We start from the raw sequence: 12809 nt of genomic DNA, 5'->3' as shown, positions 1-12809 counted from the left end.
GCCTCGATCAGGGCGGCCGGTCCGTTCGTGGTGCCGCCGCCGTAGGAGACCGTGGGGACGGCCGGGGGCGCGTCCGCTGGCGGGACCGGCGTGGCGGGTGAGCAGGCGGCCAAGGCCGCCGTCAGGCACAGCCCGGCGACGAGATATTTCATGGGGAGATCCTTTTTCCGGGCAGACTACTCACGGGGCAGGGGAAAGGCAATCGGGGCCGCAAGGACGCGCCCCGGTCACAAACGAGCGGCCAAAAGGGCCTCCATGTCGTCAGCGGACGCCGGGCGGGCGAAAAGATAGCCCTGGCAGTATTCGCACCCGAGCCGGAACAGGGTTTCGCGTTGGCGAGGATGCTCCACGCCCTCGGCCACCACGCGCATGCCCAGGTTGTGGGCCAGATCCACGATGGTCTTGACGATCTCCAGGTGGCGCGGGCCGTGGTCCATCATGCGCACGAAGCCCAGGTCGATTTTCAGGATGTCCACGGGCAGGCGGCTTAAATGGCTCATGCTGGAATACCCCGTGCCGAAATCGTCCAGGGACAGGCGCACCCCCTGGGCCGTCAGCTCGCCCAAAAAGGCCAGGCTCGCCCCCCCGACCTGCATGACGGCGGTCTCGGTAACCTCCAGACGCAGCCGATCCGGCGGCAGGGCGAACGTCTCCAGGGCGTGCCGCACCACGGAGGCCAGGTCCGAACGCAACAGATCCTTGGCCGAGACGTTGACGGCCATGTATAGGTCCGCCGCCGCAGGCAGCCGGGACCGCCAGTCGGCCAGTGTGCGACAGGCCAGGGCCAGGGCCAGGCTGGTCAATTCCCGGATTTTCCCTGTCTCCTCGGCAATGGGGATGAACTCCGAGGGAGAGATGAGGCCCCGCTCGGGATGCCGCCAGCGCATGAGCGCCTCAAGACCCCGGATGCGATCCTTCCCGCCGTTCGCCCCCAGCTCCACGATGGGCTGGAAGACCAGGAAGAATTCGCCGCTGGCCAACCCATGGTCCATGTCCCGCTCCAGGGTCATGCGGGTCACGGCATGCCGGAACAGGCGTTCGGTGAAGACCTTGAACCGGTTGCGGCCTTTGGCCTTGGCCCAGTGCATGGCCAGGTCGGCGTTGCGGATGACCTCCTGGGCGTCGGCCCGGAGCCCGGCCCACAGCTCGGCCCCGATGCTGGCCGTGACCTGGATGGCCCGCCCCTCCCAGAGGATGGGTTCGCAGATGGCCTGCCGGATGCGTTTGATGGCCTGCACCGGGAGCCGCCCCGATTCCAACTCCTCCAAGACCACCAGAAACTCGTCCCCGCCGAGACGGGCCACGGTGTCGGCCTCGCGCACGCAGTTCTTGATCCGGTTGCCGATCTGGATGATCACCTGGTCGCCGAAGAGATGCCCCAGGCTGTCGTTTATGACCTTGAAGCGGTCCAGGTCGATAAAAAGCACGGCGAACTTGGACTCCTCGTGCCGCTTGGCCCGGGCCACGGCCCGTTCGATGCGCTCCAGGCACAGGGTCCGGTTGGCCAGCCCCGTGAGGGCGTCATGCAGGGCCATGTGCCGCAGGCGGCCCTCCATCTCCTTGCGGGCCGTTATGTCCGAGTGGGTGCCCACCACGCGCAAGGCGTCCCCCTGCCCGTCGCGCTCCACCACCTTCCCCTTGGACAAAATCCAGCGCCAGTCGCCGGAACCGTCCCGCATGCGAAATTCGAATTCGTAATTTTCCTTGTGGCGGCCAAGGTGCTCCACCTCCAGACGCTTGACCATCTCCGTGTCGTGGGGATGGATAAGGTCCATCCAGCCTTCGACGGTGGAGGCGAAGGCCTCGGGTTCAAACCCGAGCATGCGGTAATATCCGGGGCTAAAATAGACCTCTCCAGTGGCCACGTTCCAGTCCCACAACCCCTCGTTGGCGGCCTCCAGAGCCAGCTTGAGTCGGCTCTCCGAAATCTTGAGGGCGCTTTCCATCTCGCGCCGGGCGGTCACGTCGCGCCCGACCCCGACGATGGCCGTGATTTTGCCCGAGGCGTCCAGCACGGCCTGGTCCGACCAGGCCAGCCAGCGCCAGCCCTTTCCCGTCAGGGCACGCTGCTCCAGGTAGGCCGAATGCGGGGGATGGGAGAGGGACTCCATGGCCTCCAGGGTCGAGGCCCGGTCGTCCTCATGCACCAGGGGCAGAAACACCTGGCCCAGAAGCTCCTGCTCGGTCTTGCCGAACAGGGCGCAATAGCTCGGGCTGACATAGAGAAACCGGCCCTGGGCATCGACCTTGACCACCACGTCGTTTTGGTGGGTGACCAGAAGGCGGTATTTTTCCTCGCTTTGTTTGAGGGCCTGTTCGGCCTCAAGCAGGGAACGAACGGTGTTGCCCAATTCTTCCACATGTGCCCGGGCCTCCTGGTAGAGGGTGGCGTTTTGCAGGCCCGTAAACAGGATGGCCGCCAGGGATTCCAGAAGCGGGCCATGCACCCGGAAATCGCACGGGGTCTTCGACCCCAGGGCGATGACCCCCCGCACCTCGCCAAAAAGGCGCATGGGCAGGACCGCTGCAGACCGGATGCCCGAGCTTTTGCACTCCGGCCGGGTGCACAGGGGATCGGCGCCGATATCGCAGGAATACAGGGCCATGCCGCTGGCCGCAGCCGACCCGCACAGGCAGTGGGCCACCACATGATCGCTGAAGGCTGTGATGTCGAAGTCGGGATCGTTCGATTTGTGGGCACGCAGGACCAGACGCTCCCCTTCCTTGAGAAAAAAAAGGATCATATCCGCCTGAATGGCCCGTTCGATGGACTCCACGATATTTGTGACGGCCGCGTCCACGGTGGATGACGAGGCCAGGCGGAAACCGACCTCGTTGAGGAGCATCAATTCGCTCACCCGCTGGTTGAGCTCCTCCTGCATGCGGGCGCGCTGGGTGACGTCGCGGGCCATGAGCATGCCATAGAGCCGCCCCTTGACCGTCTGCCGGGACAGGGACATCTCGAAGACCGCGCCATCGGCGGCGATCATCTCGGCCAGATGCAGGGCCTCGTGACCCCGGACCGCAGCCTTGGCCACAGCCGTCCCGAGCATGGGGAAAAAATCCAGGGCGCTTTTGCCGATCACCTCGTCCCGTGACTTCCCGAGCAGGCGCAGGGCGGCGGCGTTGGCCTCCAGGATGGATAGCTTCTCCCAGGCCATGAGCAGGATGGCGTCCGGGGCCTGATCCAGCAGGAGGCTGGTCCGTTCCAGCTCTCCCAGGCGTTTTTTGAGTTCCGGATAAAAACTTTTACGCGAGGACCGCTCGCCAAGCCCGATGAGTTCGTCGCGGAGGGTCAGGGGGGCATCCCCCTCAAAGCGCTTGTTCATAGATGGCCGCAATGTCCAAAATGCCCAAGGACCGTGGGTTTGTGGCCAGGCAGGGGTCGGTGGCCGCCGCCCGGGCCAGTTGGGGAAGATGCTCCCGGGTGACGCCGAGTTCGCTCAGGGAAACCACCGCCCCCAGCCGTGTCTTGAAGCCGCGTAGGGCCGACACCACCAGCTCCCGGGCCTCGTCCGCCGGGGCGTCCCCGGGGATGGCCGCCCCCATGGCCCGCCCCAGGGCCATGTACCGCCTCGGGGCGGACGAAAAATTCGCCGCCGCCACATGGTCGAGCAGGATGGCGTTGCACAGGCCATGGGGCAGGTCCAAGAGTCCGCCCAGGGCATGGGCCATGGCGTGGACCGCGCCCAGGATGGCGTTGGAGAAGGCCAGCCCGGCGTACATGCTGCCAAGCATCATGCGCTCCCGGGCCATGAGGTCGCCGGGACGATCCCGCACCTGCTCCAGGTTCGCCGCCACCAGGCGCACGGCCTCCAGGGCCAGGTGGTCGGCCAGGGGCTGGTGGGCGCTGGAGACGTAGGCCTCCATGGCGTGGGTCAGGGCGTCAAGTCCGGTGTTCACGGTCAGCCCGGGATCCATGGTGGCGGTGGCGGCCGGGTCCACCAGGGCCACGTCCGGAACCACGGCCTTGGACACGATAGCGATCTTGACCGCTCGCGTAGTGTCCAGGATGATGGCGAACTGGGAGACGTCGGCCGAACTCCCGGCCGTGGTGGGCACGCACAAAAGGGGCGGGCTCGGCGCCTCCACCCGGTCCACGCCCTCGAATTCCAGCACATGGAGGCCGGACTCGGCCACCAGCCCGATGCCCTTGGCGCAGTCCATGGGGCTGCCGCCGCCCACGGCCACAATGCCGTCGCAACCGCGTTCCAGATAAAACGCCGCCCCCCGCATGACCTCATGGTCCCGGGGGTTGGGGGTCACCTGGTCGAAAATCTCGACGGCCACCCCGGCCTGGACAAGGCTGTCCATGACCTTTCCGGCCCACCCGGCGGCCGCCACCCCGGGGTCGGTGACCAACAACGCCCGCTCCATGCCCAGGTTCGCGGCGAAGCGTCCGGCCCGGGCCAGACAGCCCGGACCGAAAACGATCTCTGGGGCCACGAATTTCCATTCCCTCGACGGCGCGTGTTCCGACATGGACGCTATCCCCTCAAAGAGGGCCGAGGCCCCTGGCGCATTTACGAAAACGTATTATCTTGCATAGCCTCATGCAACGGGAACATCAATACCATGCGGATATTCCACTGGTGCGGCCATAGGTTCCTTGACCACACGGGTCGCCTTCCGTAAGGGCTTTGGCCGGAACCACATCATGCGCACCTCCAACACCTCCGCGACCGGCCCCCGCGCCGTCGGTTTCGCTTCCATCTGGCGTCTGGCCTGGCCCCAGATCCTGACCATGTTTCTGTATTTCCTTATCGGACTTGCAGACGTGTATGTCGCCGGACTTTTGGGACGCGAGGTGCAGGCCTCCATGGGGATGCTCACCCAGGCCATGTTCTTTTTCATGGTTCTGGCCACAGCCGTGGCCAACGGCACAGTGGCCGCCGTGAGCCAATCCCTGGGCGCCGGGCGTCCGGTCCGGGCCATGCGCTACGTGGGCCTGTCCCTGGTGCTCGGCGGGACCATGTCGCTCATCATATTGGGGTTTGGGCTGGCCGGGCGCGACCTGTTCGTCTCGCTTTTGCGCGTGCCTGCCGCCATGCATGCGCCCTTCGGCTATATCCTGGACGTTTTCCTGCTGCTTTTGCCCATCCACTACCTCTTTATCATCAGCAACGCCGTGTTTCGGGCCAAAAAGCAGGTCATGGCCCCCCTGGTGGGCTGGGGTCTGGCGGCGGTGGTCAACGTGATCGGGGATTTCGGCCTGGGACTCGGGCTGTGGGGCCTGCCGGACATGGGCTACAAGGGGCTGGCCATCAGCACCTTCGCCTCGCTGTGCGCCGGATTGGCCTTCAACCTGCTGCTCTTGTGGCGGGAGGGCTTTTTGTCCCTGTCGGCGATTCCCCCCTGGCGCTGGATGCGCCGGGGATTCCCCTATCTGTTCAAGGTGGCCTGGCCCTCGGGGCTCATGCAGATTGTCTGGCACTCGGGCTACCTGGTGCTCTACGGCATCACCGCCTCCCTGCCCGTAGGCAGCGTGGAGGCCCTGGCCGGGATGGCCGTGGGGGTGCGCATCGAATCGATTCTGTTTCTGCCGCCCATGGCCTTCAATTTCACGGCCGGAATCCTGGTCGGCCACTCCCTGGGAGCGGACAGGCCGGATGAGGCCAAACGCACGGGCTACCGGGTGGCCCTTTTGGGCACGCTTTTGGCCGTGCTCCTCGGGGCGGCCCTGTGGCCCTTTCTGGATCAGGCCGCCGGGCTTTTGACGCATGAGGAGGAGGTCCGACTCCAAGCCGCCTCCTATCTGCGCTACAACATCCTGGCCATTCCCTTTACGGTTTCCGGCCTTATCCTGATCGGGGCGCTGGCCGGGGCTGGGGCCACCCTGTACAACATGGCCGTCACCGGCCCCTCCATCTGGCTGGTGCGGCTGCCCCTGGCGCTTGTCCTGGGACATATGGTCCTGGGCCGGGCGGAAGGGATATGGATGGCCATGCTGGTCTCCCAGGCCATACAGGCCACGGCCATGCTGTATGTCTATCAATTCAAGGATTGGCGGCGCTTCGCCATGCCCCGGACACGTCCCGGGGCCGTCGTGGGAACGAAGCCGACGCCGTCGTGAACGTATAGCGCGGGGCGCTCCCCCCTGGCGAACCGCGAAAGGACAACCCGACATGCTGGCATACGAGCCCGTCTGCCTGACGGGGCGCGAGGAGTACCTGAAAAGGTGGGCGCTTTGCCCCATGAAGACCTCGGACTACAGCTTCGGCAACATCTGGGGCTGGGCCGAGGAATACGGCCTGGAATGGGGTTTCAGCGCCACCCATGTGTGGATTCGCCAGACCCGCCCCGCGATCATGCACTGGGGCCCGGTGGGGCCGTGGAACACCCCGGACTGGCCCAACTGCCCGGTCCTGGCCGGGGGCATGGAACTGACCCGGGTGCCCGAGGGGCTGGCCGAACTCTGGAAGACGGCCATGCCCGGCCGGGTGCGGCTCACCGAGGCCAGGGACCACTGGGATTACGTCTATTCCGTGCCGGAGCTGGTGGAGCTTCGAGGCAACCGGTTCCACAAGAAAAAAAATCTCCTCAGCCAGTTTCGGCGCGCCTACCAACACGATTTTTCCGACCTGACCCCGGACTGCGTGGAGGCCACCCTGGACATGCAGCGCCAGTGGTGCACCTGGCGCGACTGCGAGGATTCGGGCACGCTTTTGGCCGAAAACCGGGCCATCACCCGGGTGCTCCAGAACTGGGACCGCCTGGGCGGCGGCCTTTTCGGCGGGGTGCTGCGGGTGGAGGGAGAGGTTGTGGCCTACACCGTGGCCGAGGCCCTGTCCGAGGACATGCTGGTCATCCATTTCGAAAAGGGTCGGCCGGAATTCAAGGGCGTCTATCAGGCTGTGAACCAGATGTTTTTGGCCGACCGCGGTGATGGCTTCGCCTTCGTCAACCGGGAGCAGGATCTGGGCGACGAGGGGTTGCGCAAGGCCAAGATGTCGTACAATCCAGTAAAATTCTTAAAGAAATTCTCCGTGAACGTCAGCCCTGCCTGATCGCCGCCAGCCCTACGCTTCCCACACCACCACCCCCGGGGGCAGCCACACCCAGAATACGCTGCCCCCGCCGGGACGCTCCGTCACCCAGATACGGCCGCCGTAGCGGGCCGCCACACTTTTGCAGATGGACAGGCCAAGCCCGGTGCCCCGAGGCTTGTCGCGCGGATCGCCGCTGCGGTCTTTTTGGTGGAATTCCTCGAAAATCCGCTCCCTGTCCGCCTTGGGCACTCCCGGCCCCTGGTCCGAGACGAAAAACCCCACCCCGCCCTCAGGCATGGCCCGCGCCCCGAGCACGATCTCCCCGGCCCGGGAAAACTTGACGGCGTTGTCCAACAGGTTGCCCAGGACCTGAAGCATCCGCTCCCGGTCGGCCATGACCGGCGGCATGTCCCCGGGGACATCCAGACGCAAGGACAAGGCCGGATTTTCCTGAAGCCTCGGTTTGAGGGCCAAAGCCGCCTCCGTCGCCAGTTCCAGCGGAGGCAGGGGGGTATCGCGCCAGACCATGCGGCCGTCCTCGATGCGGGTCAGATCCAGCACGTCATCCACAAGCTGGGTCAGGCGCGCCGCCTCGACCCGGATGATCTCCATGTTTTCCATGGCCCGACGGGCTTTTTTCAAGACTTCCGCGTCCTGCCCGGCCAGGGGGGCGAAGGTCTTGTAATAATCCCGGGCGACCAGGCGGGCGAACCCCATGATGGAGGTCAGGGGCGTGCGCAGTTCGTGGGAAACCGAGGACAGGAAGGCCGACTTCATGCGGTCGAGTTCGCACAGCCGCTCGTTGGCCGTGGCCAGTTCTCCGGCCTTTGCCGCCAGATCCCGGGTGCGCTCCTCCACCCGGGCCTCCAGTTCCCGGGAATAGTCGCGCATGAGGCGTTCGCGTTCGCGGTGGAAGTCGATGCGGGCCACCAGCTCCTCGGGGCTTAAGCGCAACTCGGACAGCAGACGGCCATAGGCCTCGGAGAGTTCCTCGCGCTGCCTCGGGGTGAAGACCTGGCTGACGGGAAGCGCCTGGCTGGCCGCCGCCGCCCCCACGGCTCCGGCCAGTTCGGCCTCCACGGCCTGATGCAGGTCGGCCAGTTCCAGCACGGTCATGCTCCCCGGCCCGGCAAGGCCCAACGCGGCCGCCCGGCGGTCCACCATGGCCGCCGCCTCGGCTTCCGGGAAATAGACCCTCAGGAGCCCGGCCAGGACATGGCATTTTTGGCCGAAATCGATGTTTTTTTCCAGGTGGCTGTCGAAGGTCGCGCCCCGGTCTTTCCCTGAGGCGCAAAAGATGTCGGCCGCCCGCCGATCCTGGCCGTTTTGGCGAAAAAAGATGCTCCCGGCCACAAACAGCCCGACATTGACCGCCAGGGACCAGAACACGGCATGGGAAACCCAGTCCATGTCCGCCAGACCGAACAGGGCCTCGGGACGCAGGCCGGAAACCCCGAAGGGACCATGCTCCAGGATGCCCCCGGGCAGTCGTCCGGAACGGACCAAGGCAGGCACGATCATGGTGTACAGCCAGGTCAGGAGTCCGCCCCCGAGTCCCCAAATCGCCCCCACCCTCCCCGCGTTGCGCCAGAAAAGCCCCAGAAGCAGGGCTGGGGCGAACTGCAACACGGCGGCAAAGGAGACAATGCCCATGTCCGCCAGCATGAAGGCCTCGCCCACCCGGCTTTCGTACCAGCCAGCCAGAATGATGATGCCTGCGGCGGCTAAGCGGCGGACCCACAGGAGTCTGCGGCGCAGAAAACGCAAGGGGGACGCCATGTCGGCCAGGGGAAGCAGCAGATGGTTGACGGTCATGGTGGCCAGGGTCACCGAACTCACCATGATCATCCCCGCCGCAGCGGAAAAACCGCCCAGAAAGACCAGAAGCGTCAGCCCCTTCCGGCCATGCAGCATGGGCAGGCGCAAGACGTAGGTGTCGGCCATCCCCCGGGGCAGCCCCGAAAGCAGTCCCTGAGCGGCGATGGGCAAAACAAAAAGGGTGATGCAGAACAGATACAGGGGGAAAAACCAGGTGACCATGCGCACATGGCCCACGGACGAGTTCTCCACCACGGCGACATGGAACTGACGCGGCAAAAACAGGGCGGCCGAGACGGACAGGATCAGAAAACTCGTCCAGCGCACATAGCCTTCAGCCCCCTCAGGAAGCGTCGGAGGCAGGCGCCCGCTGGCCCCGGCCCTGGCGAAAAGGTCGGCAAAGCCGTCGTTGACGCCAAAGACCACGAAAAGCCCCACCCCTGTCAAGGCCACAAGCTTCACCGCCGATTCGGCGGCCACCACGGCCATCATCCCCGGGTGGCGTTCCGTGGGGTCCAGACGGCGCAGGCCGAACAGGAGCGTAAAAAGGATCATGCACAGGACCACGGCCGGGCTCAGGAGGCCGCCGACCGTGGTCAGCCCCGGCCCGGCCACGATGGAGAAGGAGGAGATCACGGAACGCAGTTGCAGGGCCAGATACGGGGCCACGCCCAAAAGGGCCAGGATGGCGGCCAGGGCGGCCACGACCGGGGATTTGCCGTACCGGGCGCTGATGAAGTCGGCGATGCTGGTGCTGTGCAGCATGTTTTTGAGACGGATCATGCGCGGCAGGAGCACGGGCCAGAAAAAGGCGGCCAGGGTCGGCCCCAGATAGGTGACGTAAATGAGGATTCCGGACGACGCAGCCATGCCAACGCTGCCGTAGAAGGTCCAGGAGGTGCAATACACCCCGAAGGACAGGGAATAGACCAACGGGCTTCGGGAGAGGGCCTGGGCCCGGGGGGACTTGTTCTCCACCCACAGGGCCAGGGAAAAAAGCAACAGGACATAGCCGCCAAGGGCTAACATCGTCGCCGTCGCGCCGAACATGCCGCCTAGCCCTCGCTTTTCCCGGTTGGCGCACGGGGGAAAAACGTCTCCGCTTCAGCCGGGGGGGCCACGTTCTCCGCATGCTGGGCGTCCTGGGGCGCAACCTCCCGGGACACGAAAAAGAGCCCGCAAAGGGCCAGCATCCACCAGCCCCCCAGACGCCAGAAGGCCCCGGCCAGACCGTCGGCGGCCAGCAGGGAGAGGATGGGCCAGTTGAACACCGTCCAGGCCAGACCAAACAGCAGGACGGACAAGGCGCGACGCGACCTGAAGGTTTTCATGCCATCTCCGGTTATGGGGCCACGTCTGCCCCGGCCGCCGGAAGAAAAGAAAAAAGGCGGGTTTGATACTGTTATACCCTTTTTTGCACCGGATGCAACGGGGGTCGTCCTCCACGGGCTTGCATTTTGTATGCAACACGCTATAAGCAGACGCTCCCGGACGGGAGAGCGCAATACGAAATCCTGCGGCAAAAAGGCACATACGGCTGCATCCATGAATGACACAGCGCGGATACTGGTGGTGGACGATTCCAAGGTCATGCGCGGCATCATCCGCAAAATGCTGGCCGCCTTTTCCGGCCTCTGCGTGCTTGAGGCCCGCGACGGAAAAGACGCCTGGGACCTGCTGCAGACCGAAAAAGTGGACGTCATCCTCTCGGATTGGAACATGCCCCGTATGAAGGGCATCGATCTGCTGCGCCTGGTACGGGCGGACGCGACCATGTCGGCGACGCCCTTTGTCATGGTCACGGCCGAGGCCCAGGACGTCAACCACTCCGAGGCGGACGAGGCCCGGGTGTCCTGTTATCTGACCAAACCGTTCACCCCGCAGGCCCTGCGCGCCGTCCTGGCCCCCTTCCTCCCCGAGGGCTGCATCCCGCCTGCGTCCTGACGCCTTCGGCCTCTGCTTTTTCTTCCCCTGCGCGCCGAGCGGCGCGATCCTGGCGCTCTCCGGGCGCACGTTTTCAAAGAATCAGGCGGGCCGCAACCGCCCCTGCGCCCCTGGCCGGGGAATCAAACCAGGTCCGATATTTGCATTCGATGACCTTCAGGGAACCAGAACTGAAAACCTTGCCTCCACGGGGAGATACGTGGGCCAAAACCTCCGGGTTCCGCTGTCGCAGACAGGGGATCTTCGGCTGCCGTTGGCCCGGGGGTTTCTCCGTGAAGGGCGCAGAGGCAGTCATTCCCTCTCGCTCGCTTCGAAAAACGCCACGGGAGTTTGAGCGTCGCAGCCATGAAGAGAGAACTGCAATGGAACGTATGTTTAACAAACTTAAGCAGTTCAGAAGAGTTTCAACCAGACATGACCATCTCGCCGTCATCTGCCTTTCGTTTTTTCACGTGGCGGCGATTTCACTCTGGTTAAGATAACTATCGACACGGCCTAAGGATTGTGTCTTTATGCAGGTAATGGCCCTCATTCCAGCCCGGCACGGCTCCAAGCGGATCCCGTTGAAAAACCTCGCATCGCTGGGAGGCAAGCCGCTCATGGCCTGGAGCATTCAAACCGCTCTTCTGACGCCATCGGTCACGCGGGTCATCGTCTCCACCGACAGCCCGGTCATTGCCGACACTGCCCGGGAGTACGGCGCGGAGGCGCCCTTTCTCAGGCCGGAATCCTTGTCCACCGACGAATGCAGCCCCGGCCAGGCTACCTTGCATATGCTTGAATCGCTCGAAAAAAATGAAGGATATCGGCCTGACATCTTGATTGAAATGTACCCCACACACCCATTTCGGACGCCCGGACTTGTGGAGTACGCCATCACCGTCATCAAAAAAGGCTCCGACGAGGTTTTTACCGTTCGGCCTTTGCCTCCGGACGAGGTCCACTGCCGTGTCGTGGGCCCGGATGGTCGCCTGAAACCCCTGTATCAACCCGGAGGAGCGACGGCGCCCTTCAGGGTATATGGCCTTCTCACAGCCCGCCGCCTGGGCCTCAACGCCGTCGCCTCCAGGCGCCTGATCCCGGTGTCCGACCCCATCAGCCTTATTGATATTGATTTTCCGGAAGATCTCGCCCTGGCTGAAGCAGTCATCAGCCACGGCCTTTTCGATTTCTCGGATCTCGCTTCGCCTGGACAAAAAGCCCGGGCGGATGCAAGCCAAAATGGAACCACGGACCGCCTATGACCAGCACCGCCAACTCCCCGCGCATCGTCGCCATCATCCCCGCCCGACTTGGCTCAAGCCGCTTTCCGGGCAAGCCGCTGGCGCCGATCCTCGGCCTGCCCATGATCCGGTGGGTTTATCGACACACCGCCGCATGCCCGCTGCTGCACGAGACCTATGTGGCCACCTGCGACAAGGCCATCTTCAACGCGGTGGAAGGATTCGGCGGCAAGGCCGTGATGACCGCCGACACCCACCTGCGGGCCAGCGACCGGGTCGCCGAGGCCGCGCAAAGCATCGAGGCCGACATCTACGTGATGGTTCAAGGTGATGAACCCATGGTCACTCCGGACATGATCGAAGCCGCCCTTTGCCCCATGATCGACGACCCCTCCATCCCCTGCGTAAATTTGATGAAGCGCATCGGGACAAGAGGCGAGGTGGAGAACCGCAATGTCATCAAGGTGGTGACCAGCCTGTCCGGATCCGCGCTGTACTTTTCTCGCGAGCCCATTCCTACATCAGCTGTGCTCGGCCAAGACGCCGTCACCTGCTACAAGCAGGTCTGCATCATCCCGTTTCGGCGTGAAGCGCTCCAACGCTTTCATGATTTGCCGCCCACCCCCCTGGAGGTTGTGGAGTCCATCGACATGCTCCGGTTCCTGGAGCACGGCAGCAGTGTCCGCATGATCGAAACGCACGCCGAGACCCACGCCGTGGATACGCCTGAAGACCTCATCCTGGTGGAGAAATTGATGCGAAATGCCGGTCTGGACGCCGACAGCGGGAACTCGCTGCACAGCGGCCTCTAAACGGGACAGGAAGGAAAACAGAC

9 protein-coding genes are annotated in these 12809 nt (G+C 64.5%); 5 read left to right on the top strand and 4 right to left on the bottom strand.

Annotated elements, in window-relative coordinates; all coding sequences use genetic code 11:
- Positions 1-227: 227 nt before the first annotated feature.
- Complete coding sequence (locus V3572_RS01165) at positions 228-3329, bottom strand: EAL domain-containing protein (RefSeq protein ID WP_332109140.1); 3102 nt, start codon at positions 3327-3329, stop codon at positions 228-230.
- On the bottom strand, positions 3313-4482 hold the full coding sequence (gene ercA, locus V3572_RS01160; RefSeq protein WP_332109139.1) for an alcohol dehydrogenase-like regulatory protein ErcA: 1170 nt from the start codon (positions 4480-4482) through the stop codon (positions 3313-3315). Before ercA ends, V3572_RS01165 begins: the two co-directional genes overlap by 17 nt.
- A gap of 175 nt (positions 4483-4657) precedes the next feature.
- Here ercA and V3572_RS01155 point away from each other — a divergent pair, with 175 nt between their 5' ends.
- Together V3572_RS01155 and V3572_RS01150 are read left to right on the top strand one after the other, a co-directional pair.
- Positions 4658-6073 (top strand): MATE family efflux transporter, encoded by a 1416-nt coding sequence (locus V3572_RS01155; RefSeq protein WP_332109138.1) that lies wholly within the window; start codon positions 4658-4660, stop codon positions 6071-6073.
- 52 nt (positions 6074-6125) lie between these two features.
- Positions 6126-7007 carry a DUF2156 domain-containing protein gene (locus tag V3572_RS01150; protein WP_332109137.1) on the top strand — a complete coding sequence of 294 codons (882 nt, stop codon included), beginning with the start codon at positions 6126-6128 and terminating at the stop codon, positions 7005-7007.
- A 12-nt stretch (positions 7008-7019) separates the two neighbouring features.
- Here the strand turns inward: V3572_RS01150 and V3572_RS01145 are convergent, their stop codons facing one another.
- Positions 7020-9857 (bottom strand): ATP-binding protein, encoded by a 2838-nt coding sequence (locus V3572_RS01145; protein WP_332109136.1) that lies wholly within the window; start codon positions 9855-9857, stop codon positions 7020-7022.
- 5 nt (positions 9858-9862) lie between these two features.
- Positions 9863-10138: a hypothetical protein gene (locus tag V3572_RS01140; protein ID WP_332109135.1), complete on the bottom strand. Its 276-nt coding sequence runs from the start codon at positions 10136-10138 to the stop codon at positions 9863-9865.
- A gap of 214 nt (positions 10139-10352) precedes the next feature.
- On the opposite strand from V3572_RS01140, the gene V3572_RS01135 reads away from it, so the two are divergent.
- The 3 genes from V3572_RS01135 to V3572_RS01125 all read left to right on the top strand — a co-directional run bounded on the left by V3572_RS01135 (position 10353) and on the right by V3572_RS01125 (position 12786).
- The gene (locus V3572_RS01135; protein ID WP_332109134.1) at positions 10353-10751 is read left to right on the top strand and encodes a response regulator; all 399 of its coding nucleotides are present in this window, start codon (positions 10353-10355) and stop codon (positions 10749-10751) included.
- A gap of 512 nt (positions 10752-11263) precedes the next feature.
- The gene (locus tag V3572_RS01130) at positions 11264-11995 is read left to right on the top strand and encodes an acylneuraminate cytidylyltransferase family protein (RefSeq protein ID WP_332109133.1); all 732 of its coding nucleotides are present in this window, start codon (positions 11264-11266) and stop codon (positions 11993-11995) included.
- On the top strand, positions 11992-12786 hold the full coding sequence (locus V3572_RS01125; protein WP_332109132.1) for a 3-deoxy-manno-octulosonate cytidylyltransferase: 795 nt from the start codon (positions 11992-11994) through the stop codon (positions 12784-12786). Before V3572_RS01130 ends, V3572_RS01125 begins: the two co-directional genes overlap by 4 nt.
- Positions 12787-12809: the final 23 nt, after the last annotated feature.

Origin of the sequence: Desulfolutivibrio sp., assembly GCF_036584575.1 — a bacterium.
GTDB lineage: Bacteria > Desulfobacterota > Desulfovibrionia > Desulfovibrionales > Desulfovibrionaceae > Desulfolutivibrio.
Note: the sequence above shows the minus strand (reverse complement) of the source record. Positions and strands in the feature narration are given on the sequence as shown.